Origin of the sequence: Pseudomonas frederiksbergensis, from assembly GCF_000802155.2 — a bacterium.
Classification (GTDB): domain Bacteria; phylum Pseudomonadota; class Gammaproteobacteria; order Pseudomonadales; family Pseudomonadaceae; genus Aquipseudomonas; species Aquipseudomonas frederiksbergensis_A.
Genome location: NZ_JQGJ02000002.1, coordinates 517,176 through 535,781, shown reverse-complemented (window position 1 = coordinate 535,781; position 18,606 = coordinate 517,176). Strand labels below are relative to the sequence as shown.

Genomic DNA, 18,606 nt, shown 5'->3' with positions numbered 1-18,606 from the left:
TAGCGGGATGGCATATCTGCGCACATGTCTTATGAAGCGCGTAGTGGATCATCACAGGAATCGTGAACATGAATCCCAAGTGCTATTGCACAGGTTGGTCCCTCGTGGCCGGTCTGGCGGCAAGCGTACTGGCATTGCCGAGCTTCGCTGCCGCTTTGACACTCGATGAAGCGTTGCGGCTGGCCGAAAACAATGCACCGTCGCTGACCGCACAAGACGCCAAAATTCAGGCTGCTAGCAGCGCGGCTGTTCCAGCCGGAGAATTACCTGACCCCAAATTATTGGTGGGTGTGCAGAACTATCCCATTGGCGGCCCGGATCGTTGGAGCATCGACCAGGACTTCATGACCATGCAGATGGTCGGGGTCAGGCAGGAGATGCCCAACAGCGACAAGCGAAAAGCGCGTATCGAAGTCGCCGATGCAGCTATTGATCGTGCCTCTGCGGAGCGTCGAGTCGAACGCCTGAAGGTACGCCAGTCCACGGCGTTGGCCTGGATCAGCAGCTACTCGGTTGAGCGCAAAGATGCGTTGTTCCAGGACTTCTACAAAGAAAACCGCCTGCTGACCGATACCGTCCGCGCCCAGATTGCCGGTGGCCGCGCTCAACCCGCCGATGCGGTGACGCCCAAGCAAGAAGCGGCTCAACTGGCGGAGCAACAGGACGATCTGGTTCGCCAGCGCGTGCAGGCCCGAGCGGCCCTCAAACGCTGGATTGGCTCCGCCGCCAACGACAAGCCTGTGGGCAGCTTGCCTCAATGGCCTGTCGATCCCTCAAGCTACGCCCATAAACTGCAACACCACCCCGAGTTGGCAGCGTTTGCGCCGATGACCCGTGAAGCGCAAGCCAAGGTTCGTGAAGCCGTGTCGGAGAAGCAGTCGGACTGGAGCTGGGAACTGGATTACCTGCGCCGTGGCCGTGAGTTTGGCGACATGGTCAGTGTGCAATTTTCCTGGGATCTACCGCTGTTTCCTGACTCTCGGCAAAATCCCAAAATCGCAGCCAAACAGGCTGAACTCAGTCAGCTTGAGGCTGAGCGCGATGCTCTGTCACGCGAGCACACTCAGCAACTGGAAAACGAACTGGCTGACTATGAGCGCTTGAATCGTGCGGTAAGCCGCAACCAGGAAAGCCTGTTGCCGCTGGCCAGGGAAAAGGTCGAACTCAGTATGGCCAGTTATCGCGCCGGCAAAGGCGATTTAAACACCGTTGTTACCGCCCGACGTGAACTCATCGAAGCCCGTCTCAAACAGATCGATGTGGAAGAGCAGCGAGCACTGACCAGTGCGCGTCTGTATTTTGCTTATGGGGAGTCCAGCCAATGATCCTTAAAAAATGGAACGGGGCATTGCTGGTAGGCATCTCGCTGGCATTGGGTGTTGCCGGTGGCTACTGGTTCGCTCACCAGCGCATGAGCGGCGTACCAGGTACCGCCCCGGAACAGCGCCTCAACTCACCGGATGAACGCAAGGCGCTGTATTGGTACGACCCCATGTACCCGCAGCAAAAGTTCGATAAGCCGGGGAAATCCCCCTTCATGGACATGCAACTGGTTCCCCAATATGCCAATGGCGCAGGGGACCGTGCGGCCGTCAGTATCGATCCAGCTCTGACCCAGAATCTAGGTCTGCGTTTTGCGACTATCACTCGTGGGATCTTTGAGTCGAGCCTCGATGTGACAGGTGCCTTGATGTTCAACGAACGTGATGTCGCTGTGATTCAGGCACGCACCACTGGCTTTGTGGAGCGGGTCTATGCCCATGCTCCCGGCGATGTACTCAAAGCCAACGCGGCGTTGGCGGATATCCTGGTGCCTGAGTGGGCCGCTGCCCAGACAGAGTTTCTTGCCCTGAAGCGCAACGGGGATGCTGACCTGTTGGCTGCGGCTCGCCAGCGACTACGACTCACAGGGATGCCGGCAACACTGATTACTCAGGTAGAACGTAGCGGTAAGGTTCAGCCCTATCTGACGCTTACCAGCCCCATTGCCGGTGTGCTGCAAGAATTGAACGTACGTGCGGGCATGACCGTGGCGACTGGCGATACGTTGGCACGCGTCAATGGCTTGAGCAGTGTCTGGCTAGCGGTGGCCGTTCCAGAATCGGATGCCGGATCGATCACCGTGGGGCAGGCGGTCGAAGCGCGTCTGCCAGCCCTCCCAGGGACAACGCTCAATGGCAAGGTCAGCGCGATTTTGCCCGAGACTAATCCGGACAGCCGCACCCTTCGTGTACGGGTGGAACTACCCAATCCGGACGGGCGCCTCAGGCCGGGTTTGACCGCGCAGGTACGCCTGAACCGCTCGACCGGGCAAAGTGTGTTGTGGGTGCCGAGCGAAGCCGTCATTCGCACGGGCCGACGTGCTCTGGTGATGCTCGCTGAAGACGCCGGCCGCTACCGTCCCGTGGCGGTGCAACTCGGGCAGGAAAGCGACGGCAAGACGGCGATAGTGAAAGGGCTGGAAGAAGGCCAGAAGGTGGTTACTTCTGGCCAGTTCCTGCTCGACTCGGAGGCCAGTCTCAAGGGCATCGTTGCAAGCTCGGAGGAAGAGTCACCACCCAGCGCAGCAGCCTCCAGCTTTCATGAAGCGGATGGGCAGATCGTTGAGATCAACGACAAAGAAGTCACGCTCGCCCATGGTCCCTTCAAGACGCTGGGCATGCCGGGCATGACGATGACGTTCCCACTCGCCAACCCGGCGCTGATGCAGGGCTTCAAAACGGGTGACAAGGTTCGGGTTGCGGTGAGTCAGACCGACGATGGCCTGCGTGTTGAGCGCCTGGAAAAATCGGGGAGCCAGCGATGATCGCTGCCCTGATTCGTTGGTCAGTGGCCAACCGATTCCTGGTGCTACTGGCGACGCTGTTTGTCACGGCTTGGGGCATTTGGTCGGTGCAGAGCACGCCCATCGATGCGCTGCCAGATCTCTCGGATGTTCAGGTGATCATCCGCACCCCTTTTCCGGGACAAGCGCCGCAGATTGTCGAGAACCAGGTGACCTATCCGTTGGCCACCACCATGCTCTCGGTGCCGGGAGCCAAGACGGTGCGTGGTTATTCCTTCTTCGGTGACAGCTTCGTGTACGTGCTGTTCGAAGACGGCACTGACTTGTACTGGGCCCGCTCTCGGGTGTTGGAGTATCTGAGCCAAATACAAAGCCGCTTGCCGGTCAGCGCCAAGCCGGCGTTGGGGCCGGATGCGACGGGGGTGGGTTGGATCTATCAGTACGCACTGGTGGATCGCAGTGGCGGACACGACCTGGCGCAGCTACGCGCACTTCAGGACTGGTTCCTCAAGTTCGAACTCAAGACCCTGCCCAACGTGGCGGAAGTGGCCACCGTGGGTGGCATGGTTAAACAGTACCAGGTGCAGCTTGATCCGCTCAAACTGGCCAGCCTGGGTATCACTCAGGCCGAGGTAACTGAGGCTATCGGCAAGGCCAATCAGGAAACCGGTGGCGCAGTGCTGGAGATGGCAGAGACCGAGTTCATCGTGCGCGCGTCCGGCTACCTGAAGACGCTCAATGACTTCCGGTCGATCCCACTCAAGTTGGGTGCGGGCGGCGTACCGGTGGCCCTTGGCGATGTCGCCACGATTCAGTTGGGCCCGGAGATGCGCCGTGGCATCACTGAACTCGACGGCGAAGGCGAGACCGTCGGTGGCGTGGTGATTTTGCGCAGCGGCAAGAACGCTCGCGAGACCATTGCGGCGGTCAAGACCAAACTCGACGAACTGAAAAGCAGCCTGCCGGCCGGCGTGGAAATCGTCACCACCTACGATCGCAGCAAGCTGATTGACCGCGCGGTGGAAAATCTCAGCCACAAGCTCATCGAAGAGTTCATCGTCGTCGCCTTGGTCTGCGGTATCTTTCTTTGGCACTTGCGCTCGTCGCTGGTAGCGATCATCTCCCTGCCGGTGGGGGTGTTGATCGCTTTTATTGTCATGCGCTACCAAGGGATCAACGCCAATATCATGTCCTTGGGCGGGATTGCTATCGCCATCGGCGCCATGGTCGATGCCGCCGTGGTGATGATCGAGAACGCCCACAAGAAGATTGAAGCTTGGCACGTGGCCAACCCTGGAGAGGAACTGAAGGGGGAGCGTCATTGGCATGTTATGACTGAAGCGGCAGCAGAGGTAGGCCCAGCACTGTTCTTCTGTTTGTTGATCATCACCCTTTCGTTCATTCCGGTGTTCACGCTGGAGGCTCAGGAGGGACGGCTGTTCGGTCCTTTGGCTTTCACCAAGACCTACGCCATGGCCGCAGCGGCGGGATTGTCAGTGACCTTGGTGCCAGTGCTGATGGGCTACTGGATTCGGGGACGAATTCCCAGTGAACAACAGAACCCGTTGAACCGGTGGTTGATTCGGGTCTATCAGCCCGCCCTGGACGCAGTCTTGCGCCGACCCAAAATCACGCTGCTGGTGGCGCTGCTGGTTTTTGTCAGTGCGCTATGGCCATTGTCGCGCTTGGGTGGCGAGTTTCTCCCCCCGTTAGACGAGGGTGACCTGCTCTATATGCCTTCCGCTCTGCCGGGGCTGTCGGCGCAGAAAGCGGCGCAATTGCTGCAACAGACCGACCGTTTGATCAAGACCGTTCCAGAGGTCGAACACGTCTTCGGTAAAGCCGGCCGCGCTGAAACCGCCACCGACCCGGCACCGCTGGAGATGTTCGAAACCACCATCCAATTCAAGCCGCACGAGCAATGGCGTCCAGGCATGACACAGGAAAAATTGGTGGAAGAACTGGATCGAGTGGTACGAGTCCCTGGGCTTACCAATATCTGGATACCACCGATTCGCAACCGTATCGACATGCTGGCTACGGGGATCAAGAGTCCCATCGGAGTGAAAGTTGCGGGCACCAACCTATCGGAAATCGATGCCGCGACTCAGGCAGTCGAACGGGTGGCCAAGGGCGTACCCGGCGTCAGTTCGGCTCTGGCCGAGCGACTAACTGGTGGTCGCTATATCGATGTGGATATCGACCGCAAAGCCGCCGCTCGCTACGGACTGAATATCGCCGATGTGCAGTCCATCGTGGCCGGCGCTATCGGCGGTGAAAATGTCGGCGAGACCATTGAAGGGCTCGCACGCTTCCCGATCAACGTGCGTTACCCACGGGAGTGGCGTGACTCGCTCGGCGCCCTGGAGCAATTGCCGATCTATACCCCTTTGGGGAGCCAGATCACCCTTGGCACTGTGGCGAAGGTCAAGGTCACGGACGGTCCGCCGATGCTCAAGAGCGAGAACGCACGGCCCTCTGGTTGGGTGTACATCGACGTGCGTGACCGGGACATTGCTTCGGTAGTCGCCGATCTACGTAGGGTGGTCAACGAGCAGGTCAAGTTGCAGCCCGGCATGAGCCTGAGTTACTCAGGGCAGTTCGAGTTTCTCGAAAGGGCTAACGCACGACTCAAACTGGTGGTGCCGGCCACGCTGTTGATCATCTTCGTGCTGCTCTACCTCACTTTCTCCCGCTTCGATGAGGCCTTATTGATCATGACCACTCTGCCATTCGCATTGACTGGCGGGGCGTGGTTCCTCTATCTGTTGGGGTTCAATCTGTCTGTCGCCACCGGGGTCGGTTTTATCGCCTTGGCCGGTGTTTCCGCCGAATTTGGCGTAATCATGCTGCTCTACCTGAAGAACGCCTGGGCCGAACGTGAAGACCTCGGTGACAGTACTGAACGCGGGCTGGTGGCGGCGATTCGTGAAGGCGCCGTGCAGCGTGTTAGACCCAAGGCCATGACCGTTGCCGTGATCATAGCCGGCCTGTTACCCATCCTGCTGGGCAGTGGAACCGGCAGTGAGGTGATGAGCCGAATCGCCGCGCCCATGGTCGGCGGCATGGTCACGGCCCCCTTGCTTTCCCTGTTTGTCATTCCGGCGGCCTATCGCCTGATGCGCCGCAGAAACCTCTCAGTTGAACCCATCAAACCTGAAGGAAACCTCGTATGAAACTGACCCTGATTGCAGTAGCAAGCACTGTCTTTACTCTATCTCTTTCGGTCCCCGCAGAGGACATGCCGGGCATGAAAATGGACGGAATGGAGGGCATGCAGATGCAGCAGGAAACAACCCAGGCTCCAGTCGCCACCGCTGACGGAACGATCAAGGCGATTGATATTACGAAGCATATAGTGACCCTCTCTCACGGCGCTGTTCCAGCGGTGAAATGGCCGCCAATGACCATGGCCTTCTCCGTCACGGAAGATCAGCTAACAGGGCTGACAGTCGGCGACCGCGTGACATTCTCCTTTCGGCTAGAGGGCGGCAACGCCACTATTGTTTCAATAGGAAAGAATTAACGGTGGTGGAAGTAACCGGCGCGCCCTGGTGTGCCGGTCGCTGTCAGAACACCGCATGGAGCAAGCCAGTGAGGCTGGGGGCATCCTTTTCAAACCATCCAAAGCATGCCCTCAGATATGCCCCCAATGTAGCAATTTTCTGGAAGTGGATGGCTCTCCATGGTCTATGAAAAGGCAGAAATGATTATATTAACAGCCTGACAGGAGACGCCTAGAGACTCTCAGGGGCGCCAAAAAACATTTTGACTTGGCTCTAGTGCAGTATTCCCAGGTCGGAAAAACTAAAATATGCCCCCGGTTTTGCCCCCAGTAGCGCGGGATATGGGGGCGATCGAGAATGGCGATTTCTGACAGAAGCCGATGGTGTTGCATGGTGGTCTTCAGCGGAGCCTCAATTCACTGCCGTAGTGGGAAGGTAGTCTTCTGCGATCCAGGCCTCAATGGCAAATCTCCTGTCACGACCGTGGGCGCCTGGCAGCCAATGCCTCCCGTTTCTTTACTAGAAAATCAATCAACGTACTGACTTTTGCTGGTATCTGCGCGCGGGTAGGTGCGTAAATGTAGAAACCTGCAAAGGATTTACACCACTCTGACAGCACCTGTACCAGCGCGCCTGACTCCAGGTGCTCACGCACTGCGATGTCGATGTGTTGCACCAATCCCACATTCTGCAGGGCAACACGGATCATACTGTCATCCTCGTTGGTTGTGAGGTTACCAACAGGCTCCAGAGTAAACGAGTGGCCATCCTCGCTCGGTGACGTGAACTCCCAAGGGGCTATGGCGCCGCTGGGGAGGCGAAAGCGCAGGCAATTGTGCTTCGCCAGATCATCGGGTGTTTAGGGCTGGCCGTGACATTTGAAATAGGCTGGCGTGCCCACAACAGCCATCGACAATGGCGGCGTGATCGGGACGGCGACCATGTGTTCGGCCAGACCCTCGCCCACGCGTATACCGGCATCACAGCCGTCGGCCACAATATTGGTCAATGCATCTCGAGCATACGCGGTTGCAGGCAGTGTCGGGCTATTTCCGGCAATTGAGTAAACGTGCCGGATCCCCTCTGGGTAACCAAATGCAAAGTTATTCCAGGCCCTAGGTCATAAAGCTCCGTGCGTCCTGCTGTCCCGGCCATCAGGATACTCAGATGTCCATGATTGGTTGATGCGGCTTGAGCATGGCATCTGCATCTAGGCTGGGTTCTCCAGCAGGCCTTACCCATCAGGTAAGGCCCACACCAGGATTAGCGCGTCTTCGGATACCAATTACTGTCACCGGGAGCAATCTGTCCCGGTCTGTACCCGTATCTGGTTTTGAGTTCGGCTTTCAGTTTTTCATAGTTGTCGGAGAGCGTGTCCTGGATCATAGACACGTAGTCGTCGAAGGTCGGATGTTTGCGCCAGTATCCGCCGTAGATCGCGCTTGAGAGCGATCGGTCGAACCAGCCATGCAGTGCCTGTAGCAGCCCTTCGAGCCTTGTTTCCAGGTCTTCTGTAGAAAGCGTTGCGCTTCATCCGTTCGCGATCCATCAAACCAGCCGGGACATATCCCAACGCTTCGCTAACTTCATGGTAGCGCTCATGGATCTCACGATGAAGATCACGATCCTGCTTGAGGTCAGCTGAGAAGCTGAACTCACAGAACGAGCATTTGCTTACGCCAGTGCCACCTGGGGGAGTGTGGACATGTTCCATGAGCCATCTGTCATACAGACGACTCGCCTCATAGTAGTTCCTGACACCAAGCTCTTGGACGGCAGCGATGTCTTGCCGTTGGCCGAGTTTGAGGGAAGGGTGAGTGTGCTTCAGTTCTTTCGCGACACGCTTGATTTTCTTGATGTGGCTGTAGGTAATCTGCATGGAGCAGCTCCTGCAATGCTTGCCCGGCGTCCACTACAAGGCAACCTGATGAGAGTCAGGTCGGGGTACTTCAACGATCACGATAGTGCTAAAGCTTCACGAGTGTGGACTGCAGGCACCTACCGAGCACCTAGTGCTGACACTATCATCGCCGCTTCTGGCTGACAATGCCGCTTGGTTGCACCTCTGCTTCTCTTATCACTCTGCACAGTGGTCGCTAACACTCCTCGCCAGGGAGTTGCCGCATGCTAGTACCGCATTTTTCCGACTACGCTCTTTGCCGAGCTCTCCAAAGAGGGAGTGCGGTTACTTGATCAACATAGGGAGCGGTCATGTCTAGTTTACAGGCGGAATATCAGCGGTTTTTGGTCTATCTGGCCGGCCAGCCAGTGCACGATGACGTCCGGCGCATGGCGAACCTGATCATGGCAAATCTTCGCATTCTGGCGGAGGTGGGTACCCAAAGACGGGGGCGCTCTACGAGGCTGGCTCCTCTCGCGCTTCAGCAGCTTGCTCAAACGCCTGCAGAGCTACCTGGGGCCACTCAGCTTGCTCAAGCCGCTCGCAGTCATTTGCGCCTGGACCGATTGGAGGTCGGCCCGTTTCGAGGGTTCATGCAGGCCGAATCATTCGACTTGAGCCGTGATATCACCTTGATCTACGGGCCGAACGGGACAGGGAAAAGCAGCTTTTTCGAAGCGCTCGAAATGGCCATGCTCGGCTCGATCAGTGAGGCAGAGGCCAAGCGATTTGATAATCGCGCCTACTGTAATAACGCACGCTTGGGACGCCATGTAGCGCCGCGGTTGATGGGTTCGCTAAACGGTGCTACTGCGGCTCAGGTGCAGGCAGACGAAGAGAGCTTTCGTTTCTGCTTCGTGGAGAAAAACCGGCTCGATGACTTCGGTCGCATCGCCGCAAGAACTCCAGGTGATCAGCGCCAATTGATCGCCACCTTGTTCGGCGTCGACCAGTTCAGCGAATTTGTCAGGGGCTTCAATGCCACGCTGGATGAAAACCTTAGTATTTCCAGCATCAAAGCTATTCAATTGGAGGGAAGGCGCAACCAGGTCGCCGCCTCTCAGCAGACCTTGGATGGCTATCCACAACGGCTCGTAGGGATTGCTCAGGGAGAGGAGGCGTTGGCAGCCAGAATTTATCCGGGCAGCACTTATCAAGGCTGTGTCGACTGGATTTTTGGCACGCAGGAGAGGCCGGGCCAATTGGCGTATTTGCAAGGTGTCCTGGAGTCACCGTTACCCATCATCCATGGGTGCACTGCCGCGAGCCTATGGCAAATGCGCGCACAGGTCTATGAGTGGCATGGGGCAAGCCAAGCAGCGCAGCAGGCGCTCAATGCCAGAGCGGCGGACGTTTCGTTTTCCAACCTCTACGATTCCCTCCTGCAGTTGGCAGAGGGTGCAGCTGCGTGCCCGGCGTGTGGTACGCCACTGGATAGGGTCGCTTATGATCCATTTGAACGCGCGCGAACGGGATTGGCGCAACTCGCCGAGCTTAGAACCTTGCAGCAACAGTCAGTGGACGCCACCAATAACTGCAATGAAGCCTTGCGGTCGTTGCTCATTGAAATGCGGCGGGTGTGCGATGTCGCGTCACAGGTATGCCCAAACGAATTCCAGGCAGCTCAATTGCCCGTACTTCCTCCCACTTCTGTCGGTCAGTGGCTGCAGCCCTGGATGAGTGACAGTGAGAGGTCGTGGCAAGCGCTGATGCAACTGATGACTTTCATTGAGCAGGCGGATGCTGCTAGCCGTCAGGTCGTCGAGCAAAGACAGACCTTTGTACAGCAACGTCAGACGCTCGATGGGTTCAGAGGTGAAATCGAGCGCTGCAGGCTGATGCGCGCTCAAGCACTTCAAGAGTTCACTCAGGCGCAAGCAACGATCACCCAATTCGAAACTGATAATCAGCAATTGATCGAAGAGGTGGGGCGCGAGGCGCTGGTGCTTGAGCACAATAGGCGGATCAAGGTTGCTTACGATGCCTATCTGCTCCAGCTGCAGGCGTACCTGGCCGCATTGCCTGCTCAATTGCTGCAGGGGCTGGGTGACAGTGCTCGGGATCTCTACAACCTGTTCAACCGGGAAGATCCACGGCCAGCTCAGATCAATGCGCTATGGCTGCCATTGGCTGAAAACGGGAAAATCGAAATTGAATTCGTAGGTCAGCCAGGTGAACGTTATGACGCCTTGCTGATCTTGAGCGAGGGACATATCCGGTGCCTGGGTCTGGCGATTCTTCTGGCGAAAAATCTCGCAGAGGACTGCCCAATCGTGATCTTCGACGATGTCGTCAACGCGATTGATGATGAGCATCGAGATGGCATCTGGCGTACCTTCTTTGAGAGTGGTCTGCTCGATGCCAAGCAGGTCATCCTCACCTCGCATGCCGAGGAATTTTTGCACCGAATCCAGCAGGAGATTGGCGCCCAGCGGGCAGCGCAGATTCGTCGGTACCGCTTCCTTCCCCACCATGGCGAGCATCATCTACGCATCGACACCGACCCACCTACAAAGAATTACGTTTTGCTTGCCAATGCGGCGTTGCAAGCCGAAGAGAAGCGCGATGCATTGCGCCACTCAAGGGCGGCAATTGAAAGTTTGACGGATCGGGCATGGACATGGTTTGGGAAACGTCAGGATGGACGATTAGAGCTCAAGCTTGGCGGCCCCCGAGCCAAATGGGAATTGAACAACAAATGTCTCAAGCTTCGAGCTGCGCTTGGTCGGATTCCGAATCCTGCCCAGGGCCTTCAGGACTTCCTTGCTGGGCTTGAGGCTCTGCTTCACATCAATGGGGCCTCCATTGAATGGAGTTATCTGAACAGCGGGACGCACGACTCCCAGCAAGATCATGAGTTTGATCGAGCCGCGGTCAACACGATTGTAACGGCTGCTCTTGCAATGGATCGGGGTCTAGAAGTGCTGAGGAACGGTTGAGGGTAGGGGACGGCGAGAGCTCGTGGATGAGGGCTCTGCTGTCCGAAACGCGAGGCACCTATCTGCCGACAGTCCACTGGGAAATGTGCGGGGGTAAGTGATTGAAAGCGATTGCCTCAGACTTTCTGAGAAAGCTTAATTGAGCATGCATCGTTCAGTCGACGGGGTGCAGTGGCTCTCTACCATGATGGTGAGATCCTGCAGGTTTGCTACTGCACCTGAGGAGTTATGTGGTACTGAATTGAGCGAAGATGAGATGCGCCGAGCGTTGTTCGGTAGCATTGAATCTGCTGTGCCAGAGAGGGTGGCATCCCAGCCAGAGTCCGTTCCAAGCGTAATATTCTCCAGGCCTGGTGCTCCGACAGACAAGAAGAAGGCAACCAAACCATTTAGGCCAAGGATCAAAGTCACGTTACATGTCAGCAACGAGTACGAAGGCCGCATGTTTGAGCTGATCCATGAGGCTGACACGCTCAGCACTCTGTTGGCAGAGCAGCAGGCAATCAAGGCTGCCCGTAAGAAATACCGATACGTTGAAGTGGTCTCAGGCACCCCGATGTGAGTGGAACTGCTCCGAACGAAGTGGCCACCATCGTCTAAACCGGTTGCAGTTCGGGGCAGCCTGTTTACTTGTCATCACCCTTACTGGTTGAGCTGCTCCCCCAGTACGCAGTTCCTGCTCGCTCCTTGAATCTCTTGTATGCCCAAGACCGGACGGATGACGCCGAAGCTGCGAAGCTTCGTGGATTTTGCGGTTTTGCGGTTTGGTGGCGAATGGGCGACGCGCATTGTCGTAGCGTTGAGTTTGACGCCGCCCTTCAGGCCAGCTTCAGGTTTCGATCGGGAGGCCTGGCTCGTCGTTCACTTGTGGGTCGAAGCTATTTTTTGCGGTGTTTAGTGCTTGGAATCGATCAATGAGCTCAATCAGCTTATCGGCGAGCCATCGGGAGCTATCGTCAACCTTCGGCTTTGCCAGTCGAACTTCGTTTTCCCAACTCTCGTTGCGATTGGCATTTGCTACGAATGTACGAATGCTCCGACTAGAATCATTCCGGTCATCGTAAGCTAAGTAGCGTTCGAATCGATCTGTGTCCACCTCGTGGAATGCCTCAAGATACAGCGAGCCCTGTATAGCACCGTTGGGCCTTAGGGTTTCACCCAGCTTCGTTTTGAGCAACATAATCGCGCGGTTGACGAACCCCTGGATCACTGGCTCGTTGGCTGCAGTCGCTGGGTGATAGATCGTCACGGCGTGGAAGTTGTAGGCCAGCATGCCGAGGTACGAATTACAGAGGCTGTTGAGCGGTTCCAAGTGGGTTTGTCTGAAGCGATAATCATATGGATCAGGCACCAGGGTCTGCAGCGTCTCAGCCAGCGCCGAATCGAATCCTGGTACCTCATTGGCGCAATTTAGTAGCACATCCTTGAGATACAGCTCATCGCCATGGTGGAGGTAGCTTTCGTAGAGATTGAGTACACCTTTGTAGCTCTTGAGCAGCGCTTGGTGCTGGAGCTGCAGTGGTAATGCCCTAAGCGCTTCGAAGACAGGAGTCAGATCAAGCGGGCGCCCAGCATGAATCTGGATGTTTGTGACTTCGACATTCACGCATTTGAGCAACTGATTGGCGAGTGCGAGCCGAGGGAGATACTGCCCATTGGCCTTACGTCCATAGATTTCTAAAGGGGTTGCCGAGCGCTCGCCGCCCCCTTCGGTAATTGTGTCTCTAGCCATTATTGATCTCACGCTTGTGGGGCTGAATGCGATGAGTCTACCTCAGCGTTACGTCAGGGCTAAAGTCAGAAGCAGGAGGGGTTGATCCTAATCAGTCCGTCGACGCCCGCAGGATTAGCGGTGAGTGACGTGTCGCGCACTGATATCCCGCCAACGTCAACTGCGTTCATTCTCTCTCCGATAGCTGACTACCTAGGGGCGGGGCTCGTAATTGAGGAGTTAAAACTCGGAAGGCATGTGTAAAGCCTGTCTTTGAATAGCTTATCGGCGGTGCCAGGCTTCTTCAAATACTCTCACGGTCGCCAAAAACATTTTGGCTTGGCTCTAGAACGGCAGTTCCAGGCAGAGAAAAATGAAATTTACCTCATTATTTGCTCCCAACCGCACTCGATATGTGAGCGATCGAGAATGGTAGTTCCTGACAAATTCCAGCATGACTCCGGACGGCTTTGTCACTGTGCAAGCAAGAGGCTGCTCCAGCTTGGAGCGATTGAGGCAGCATCCATCACGTATCCGTTATTGCACGCTTCAGCTCAATAGGATTTGATCTGCAAAACAAGGATGGAGTCTTTCATGTACCTCGCTGAGCTGACGATCAAGAACTTTCGCAAATTGCGTGACGCCAAGCTGAAATTTCAGCCGGGACTGAATGTGTTGGTAGGCCCAAACAATGTGGGCAAAAGCGCCGTAGTCGACGCGCTTCGGACCCTTCTCGCCGGTCATGATGAACCGTACCCCCGTCTTGATACTTCTGACCGACACCGTCCCAACGAAGGCGAGCCGGCAGGCGACATCACCTTCCATTTTGTCTTTAAAGGACTCAGCCATGAGGATGAAGCAGACTTCATTGCGGCGCTAAAACCGTGTGAAGACAACACCATGGAGGCGCACATCCATGTCCGGTACACCGACGCGGATCAGACGGGACGATTCAAAGTAAAACGATGGTGCGGCGATCATCAGGAGGTCGCGCTCACCTCCGATATGATGGAGAATCTTCGCGGCGTCTATTTGCAGCCTCTGCGTGATGCGGCCCAGGGACTGCGTCCTAGCCGAAACAGCCAACTGGCCCGCTTGCTTCATCTTTTGACCGATGACGATGGCCGCAAGACGATTAATGATGCGCTGAAGAAGCTGGATGACGAACTTCAATTGAACGAGTCACTCAAGAGCACTCATGCCGCAATTTCGTCCCGTCACGGCTTGATGATGGGTGAGCAGTTGGCGCAGGCGCTTGCTATTGGCCTAACTGCCACGGACTTCCAGCGTCTTTCGGCAAGACTCTCCATCACTGCAGAGGCGTTGGAGATTGAGCAGAACGGCCTGGGCTTCAACAACCTGATCTTCATGGCTGTGGTGCTGAGCGAGCTGGCTAAAAATCCCGATGCTGCCTATCGGAGTTTGATTGTAGAAGAGCCTGAGGCGCACCTGCATCCGCAATTGCAGCGGGTTCTACTTCGCTACCTCGCTAGCGTGCCTAAAAGTGAGGGCGACAAATCAGTCCAACTCTTCGTCACAAGCCATTCCCCCAATTTTGCCAGTAACTCAGAGCTTGAGGCGCTGGTCTGTCTGGTCGAGAACGAGGCAGGTGTGCAGACGTTCTTCCCCCGTGACATAACCTTTGAGAAGGGGAAGCGCGAAAAGCTCGAACGCTATCTGGATGTAACCAGAGCCGAGCTGTTTTTTGCTCGTCGAGTGATCTTCGTCGAAGGTGCAGCCGAGCTCATGCTGGTCGATGCACTCGCAAAACTCATAAATCTCGATCTGCGTGAGTATGGTGTCAGCCTTATCAGCGTGGAGGGGCTCAATTTCGATTCCTTCCTGCCATTGTTCGGCGAAAAAGGTTTGCGGATTCCGGTTTCTGTAATCACTGACGCCGACCCTTTCGAAGAGGTTGAGATTCAGGGCAAGGCACAGGGTGAATTGAGCGACGAAGTGATCGAAGATCTTCTCGCTGAGGCTAGCTAACAGGAAGAGGCCGGTGAGCCAGAGGACGAAGATCCAGCTGAAGCCGAAGTCGGAGCGAAAAAGAAAAAGGTCAAGCGAGTTGAGGTCTATCCGTCCCTTGGGGATGAGGTGCGGATCTCCAGCAATACAACCAAGATGAAGGGTATGGAAGATGCATTTGTGAAGATCTTCCATGGTTTAAAAACTCTGGAATATGACTTGGCGCTTCTTGAGGAGAATCGTAAGGCCATGCTGGCGGCTCTCGGCGATCCCCATCCACGAATTGCCAAGGCGTTGGGCAAGATCGTCAACGCTCAGCCAGACAACACGGCGAAGGCCAAAGCACTGTTTTGCGGCATGTTCGAGCGCAAAGATAGTAGCAGCAATGTGCAGAAAGGCCGTTACGCCCAGGCACTCGCCGAGTACATTGCCAAGCAACCTGGCTGTAAGGTACCCGAGTACCTGGAGCAAGCGATACGGCACGTCTGCAAGGGAGTGAACAAGCATGAGGATGTCTGATGAACAGAAAAATGTCATCGACGCCGAGTTGGGTCCGATTTCAGTAACGGCGTGTGCTGGAAGCGGAAAAACTGCTACCGCAATCAGACGCCTGATCGCAGTTCGGCAGAAGATGGAAAAAAGCCGGGGTCGTGTCGTGCTGTTGTCGTTCTCCAATGTGGCCGTCAACACGTTCAACAAGGGATACCAACAGCTCGCGTCGGCGCTGCCGGATGATGTCAATCGCAAGCTAGTGGAGGTCAACACGCTGGATGGTTTTTTTACGCAGCACGTACTTCGACCTCATGCCTATCGGTCCATGGCAGCGACCAAGGCTGCCTACCTCGTAGCAGGTTCTGAGCCGTTCCTGAGTAACTATCTGTATTGGCCAGGGGGCGACGACCGCCCGCTCTCGGTCAAGGAACTAAAGGTAGGAATGGAAGACGGGAGTCCGTTTTTCTTCGTCGATACCCACGCAGGGCCAGCACGCCTAGTCACCTGGAAGGCGCTAGATTCTGTTACACGGCTTGGAAGCATAGGCGCTTACACCCATGACCTCGGACGCTACTGGGTTTATCGAACCTTGGTAGAGCAGCCGGCTGTGCTTCGAGCTTTAGTAGCCCGTTACCCGCAAATCCTCGTTGATGAGTCTCAGGATCTGGGCACGCTGCATCAGGCTATCTTGGAACTCCTGATAAAGGCCGGTGCAACCGTGTCCCTCATCGGGGACGTCAATCAAGGCATCTACGCTTTCGCAGGCGCTGACGGTATGTTTCTGCACACCTACGCGGCGCGGGCCGGTGTCACCCCATACAAACTGACTCGAAATTATCGTTCGTTACCACCGATCATCGACATTGCGAACCGACTTTGTGGCAGGAACGACAAATCAGATCGAGATATCGAGGCGGGGGGAGCTTATTTCATTGGGTACAAAGATTCGGAGCTCCCCAGGCTGTTTGACTCCTTCAAAGCTCGAATCGACGAGTTGGAAATGCAGCACGACGATGCGGCAATTATCTGCAGATCGGCGGATCGAGCGATGGTGCTGGCTGGAAAGGTCGCCCCTCCGGGACAAGGCACCGTTGCCATGTTCAGTGAAGCGGCGTTGCTACGCGATCAGCAAGGGCGCTATCAGGAGTGCTTTAAATGTGTATGCAGAGCTGTCGTAGGTTTGCTGGATGATCCTCCCCACGGACTCAGTACCGAGTTACAAGGTGCCCCGCATGAGGGATGGATGCTGCGGTTGAGGCGACTGCTATGGGCCTTTATTCGCAATGAAAACGATGGTTTACCGTCCTCAACTCTCATTGCCAAAACCGATTGGCATCCCTGGCTTGTGAAGAATCTTAAAATCCTGCTTGCGACGATCGAAAAGCAGTTTGGATTGAAGGCAGTTGGCACCCTTGGTAACAAGCTGGCAAAGACCAAGCTTCTTGAGCTCCCTCTTGCTGGTGAAGGTGCAGATGCCAAACAGGGGCCGGGTATCAGGGTAGACACGGTCCATCAGGTAAAAGTTGAGTCCATCGGCGCAGTGCTGTATGTGGCGAAGAAGTCCAATGTCCAAGCGTTATTGGCAGGCACCGATGTCGAAGAGGGTCGTATCGGTTATGTGGCGGTAACCAGAGCAAGAAATCTGTTCTGGTTGGCAGTGCCCATTTCCTGCATCAAAGAGTTGCGCGACGAGTTACGTGCAGTTGGTTTTGAGGAGCTTCCTGCTTTGAAGTAGGTACGCACGAAGAGCGCAGCAGCAGGGAGTCGACAGGCTGCGGTAATGACATGGTACGGAAGTTTAGTAATAGATTTGCGTACCAAAATGGTGTCCATCTTCAGGGGCTTGCGTATCGCCGCTTTGGGAAGGTGTTTGGTATCGACGGGCGCTATCTCGGTTCTAAAGTTGGAGAATGTCTGGTGTACCGCCATTGCGGCCAGCATCGGGATATCAATAACAGATCAACGCTAGGTGATGAGGTTTTCATGAGCACTCCAATCACACTGTCTGTGGGCGATATTGATCTCACTTATAATACGGGCTACATGGGTATGGACCACGGTATGCTCTATCAGGAGAGCGACCGCCGGTTCCGTCGTTATGGCAATATTGATTACGACTACGCCCATAGCCCTGAAGGTCTTCACCAAATGGAGTTATGTTTTTGCCGAACTCTTGGTTCCATGGTGTCACGGCTGGAGCTACTCGGGTACACAATGGGATCAGTCAAATCGGAGTATGAAAAGCAGGTCGTGCTCGACCGCGACCAGTTCGCCGAGTATGAGCCCACCGAAGTACGGCCCGAGCGTTTGACGTTCGAACAGTTTGTAGACTTCATCAAGGCGCATGCTTTGAGGGACCTTAAAAATGAGTATGTAGACGGCTATGATGCTGAACATGCGCATGGACAAGGCCGCTTCGCCGCTGATCCAGCGGTTTCGCTATTGCCGGGCGGGGGTTTTGACCGCGACATCGGAGGTTATTCGGAGCGCAGCCACTTCGGCTCTCTGATCGGCTTCTTGAGCCCGTACTCAACCCTTCGGGTCCTTGCTGAAAATCCTGCCAACCTGAACGAGGATGTTGTCTGGGATTACGGCAACTTCGTTGATGCCGGCTGGGCAAAAAACGAGGATTTCGTCGACAGCGCGCGTCGAACCCAGACTTATTTAATCGCGACTGAAGGCACATCTGATACTCACATTTTGAAGCGCGGCCTATCGCTGCTAAGGCCAGATATCGAGGATTTTTTCCGCTTCATCGATACCGAAGAGCGTCACCCTTTCTCCGGTACCGGTAATCTCTCCAAATTCGCGGAAGGGCTGGTAAAAATTGATGTTCACAATCGCGTGATCTTCCTTTTAGACAACGATGCCGAAGGCATTGATACCTACCGGAACCTCCTTCAGCGCTTTAAATTCCCTGTGAACATGAGAGTGATGACGCTCCCTGATTTGGATGAGTTGCGCGATTTCCCGGCTAAAGGGCCGAGTGGGGTTGCGAATGCTGATATCAACGGCTGCGCGGCGGCTATCGAATGTTACCTCGACCTCAGGCTGAAGGGCCGGCCATCACCGCAGGTCACTTGGACGAATTACAAGGAGTCGCTGGGTATATACCAAGGTTCGCTCGACTACAAAGATTGCTATGCGAAGGCGTTTTATAAGGCGACCCCTGAAGCCATTGGATCAGGTGCCTATGATGCGAGTAAGTTACAAGTTGTGATAGCGGCGCTTCTCGAACAGTGCAGTGACATAGCTGCAGAGATGCTCAGTTGTTAGCCGCAGGTGTTATCGCCAGCACAGCATTG

13 protein-coding genes are annotated in these 18,606 nt (G+C 55.7%); 10 read left to right on the top strand and 3 right to left on the bottom strand.

Going from position 1 to position 18,606, the window contains the following annotated elements:
• Positions 1–68: 68 nt before the first annotated feature.
• From JZ00_RS05510 to JZ00_RS05495, 4 genes are read left to right on the top strand one after another with little or no spacing between them, the layout of a single operon-like run.
• Positions 69–1,325, top strand: coding sequence for a TolC family protein (locus tag JZ00_RS05510; RefSeq protein WP_039588698.1), 1,257 nt, complete (start codon positions 69–71; stop codon positions 1,323–1,325).
• Positions 1,322–2,806 carry an efflux RND transporter periplasmic adaptor subunit gene (locus JZ00_RS05505; RefSeq protein ID WP_039588697.1) on the top strand — a complete coding sequence of 495 codons (1,485 nt, stop codon included), beginning with the start codon at positions 1,322–1,324 and terminating at the stop codon, positions 2,804–2,806. The genes JZ00_RS05510 and JZ00_RS05505 overlap by 4 nt, the downstream gene beginning before the upstream one ends.
• Positions 2,803–5,961, top strand: a complete 3,159-nt coding sequence (locus JZ00_RS05500) for an efflux RND transporter permease subunit (RefSeq protein ID WP_039588696.1) — start codon at positions 2,803–2,805, stop codon at positions 5,959–5,961. Before JZ00_RS05505 ends, JZ00_RS05500 begins: the two co-directional genes overlap by 4 nt.
• A complete protein-coding gene (locus tag JZ00_RS05495) occupies positions 5,958–6,311 on the top strand; it encodes a copper-binding protein (RefSeq protein WP_039588695.1) in 354 nt (117 codons plus the stop codon). The genes JZ00_RS05500 and JZ00_RS05495 overlap by 4 nt, the downstream gene beginning before the upstream one ends.
• A 455-nt stretch (positions 6,312–6,766) precedes the next feature.
• Here the strand turns inward: JZ00_RS05495 and JZ00_RS05490 are convergent, their stop codons facing one another.
• Positions 6,767–7,138: a LysR substrate-binding domain-containing protein gene (locus JZ00_RS05490; RefSeq protein WP_268794799.1), complete on the bottom strand. Its 372-nt coding sequence runs from the start codon at positions 7,136–7,138 to the stop codon at positions 6,767–6,769.
• 507 nt (positions 7,139–7,645) lie between these two features.
• Complete coding sequence (locus JZ00_RS05485; protein ID WP_235433051.1) at positions 7,646–8,170, bottom strand: hypothetical protein; 525 nt, start codon at positions 8,168–8,170, stop codon at positions 7,646–7,648.
• A 332-nt stretch (positions 8,171–8,502) separates the two neighbouring features.
• On the opposite strand from JZ00_RS05485, the gene JZ00_RS05480 reads away from it, so the two are divergent.
• Positions 8,503–11,130 (top strand): AAA family ATPase, encoded by a 2,628-nt coding sequence (locus tag JZ00_RS05480; RefSeq protein ID WP_039588694.1) that lies wholly within the window; start codon positions 8,503–8,505, stop codon positions 11,128–11,130.
• 256 nt (positions 11,131–11,386) lie between these two features.
• Positions 11,387–11,692: a hypothetical protein gene (locus JZ00_RS05475; protein ID WP_025214509.1), complete on the top strand. Its 306-nt coding sequence runs from the start codon at positions 11,387–11,389 to the stop codon at positions 11,690–11,692.
• A gap of 267 nt (positions 11,693–11,959) precedes the next feature.
• On the opposite strand, the gene JZ00_RS05470 is transcribed toward JZ00_RS05475, so the two are convergent.
• The gene (locus JZ00_RS05470; protein WP_025214508.1) at positions 11,960–12,862 is read right to left on the bottom strand and encodes a hypothetical protein; all 903 of its coding nucleotides are present in this window, start codon (positions 12,860–12,862) and stop codon (positions 11,960–11,962) included.
• Between the two features lie 573 nt (positions 12,863–13,435).
• On the opposite strand from JZ00_RS05470, the gene JZ00_RS05465 reads away from it, so the two are divergent.
• The 4 genes from JZ00_RS05465 to JZ00_RS05455 all read left to right on the top strand — a co-directional run bounded on the left by JZ00_RS05465 (position 13,436) and on the right by JZ00_RS05455 (position 18,577).
• Entirely contained in the window at positions 13,436–14,830 is a 1,395-nt protein-coding gene (locus JZ00_RS05465) for an ATP-dependent nuclease (RefSeq protein ID WP_235433050.1), read from the top strand.
• Between the two features lie 144 nt (positions 14,831–14,974).
• The gene (locus JZ00_RS31385; RefSeq protein ID WP_235433049.1) at positions 14,975–15,328 is read left to right on the top strand and encodes a hypothetical protein; all 354 of its coding nucleotides are present in this window, start codon (positions 14,975–14,977) and stop codon (positions 15,326–15,328) included.
• A complete protein-coding gene (locus tag JZ00_RS05460; RefSeq protein WP_235433048.1) occupies positions 15,321–17,036 on the top strand; it encodes a UvrD-helicase domain-containing protein in 1,716 nt (571 codons plus the stop codon). The genes JZ00_RS31385 and JZ00_RS05460 overlap by 8 nt, the downstream gene beginning before the upstream one ends.
• 248 nt (positions 17,037–17,284) lie before the next feature.
• Entirely contained in the window at positions 17,285–18,577 is a 1,293-nt protein-coding gene (locus tag JZ00_RS05455; protein WP_039588692.1) for a HEPN/Toprim-associated domain-containing protein, read from the top strand.
• Positions 18,578–18,606 lie beyond the last annotated feature (29 nt).

What these genes read in the sequence shown, in the direction of transcription:
- JZ00_RS05510 (WP_039588698.1), top strand. Translation starts at nt 69, where the DNA reads ATGAATCCCAAGTGCTATTGCACAGGTTGGTCCCTCGTGGCCGGTCTG.
- JZ00_RS05505 (WP_039588697.1), top strand. Translation starts at nt 1,322, where the DNA reads ATGATCCTTAAAAAATGGAACGGGGCATTGCTGGTAGGCATCTCGCTG.
- JZ00_RS05500 (WP_039588696.1), top strand. Translation starts at nt 2,803, where the DNA reads ATGATCGCTGCCCTGATTCGTTGGTCAGTGGCCAACCGATTCCTGGTG.
- JZ00_RS05495 (WP_039588695.1), top strand. Translation starts at nt 5,958, where the DNA reads ATGAAACTGACCCTGATTGCAGTAGCAAGCACTGTCTTTACTCTATCT.
- JZ00_RS05485 (WP_235433051.1), bottom strand. Translation starts at nt 8,170, where the DNA reads ATGCAGATTACCTACAGCCACATCAAGAAAATCAAGCGTGTCGCGAAA.
- JZ00_RS05480 (WP_039588694.1), top strand. Translation starts at nt 8,503, where the DNA reads ATGTCTAGTTTACAGGCGGAATATCAGCGGTTTTTGGTCTATCTGGCC.
- JZ00_RS05475 (WP_025214509.1), top strand. Translation starts at nt 11,387, where the DNA reads ATGCGCCGAGCGTTGTTCGGTAGCATTGAATCTGCTGTGCCAGAGAGG.
- JZ00_RS05470 (WP_025214508.1), bottom strand. Translation starts at nt 12,862, where the DNA reads ATGGCTAGAGACACAATTACCGAAGGGGGCGGCGAGCGCTCGGCAACC.
- JZ00_RS05465 (WP_235433050.1), top strand. Translation starts at nt 13,436, where the DNA reads ATGTACCTCGCTGAGCTGACGATCAAGAACTTTCGCAAATTGCGTGAC.
- JZ00_RS31385 (WP_235433049.1), top strand. Translation starts at nt 14,975, where the DNA reads ATGGAAGATGCATTTGTGAAGATCTTCCATGGTTTAAAAACTCTGGAA.
- JZ00_RS05460 (WP_235433048.1), top strand. Translation starts at nt 15,321, where the DNA reads ATGTCTGATGAACAGAAAAATGTCATCGACGCCGAGTTGGGTCCGATT.
- JZ00_RS05455 (WP_039588692.1), top strand. Translation starts at nt 17,285, where the DNA reads ATGAGCACTCCAATCACACTGTCTGTGGGCGATATTGATCTCACTTAT.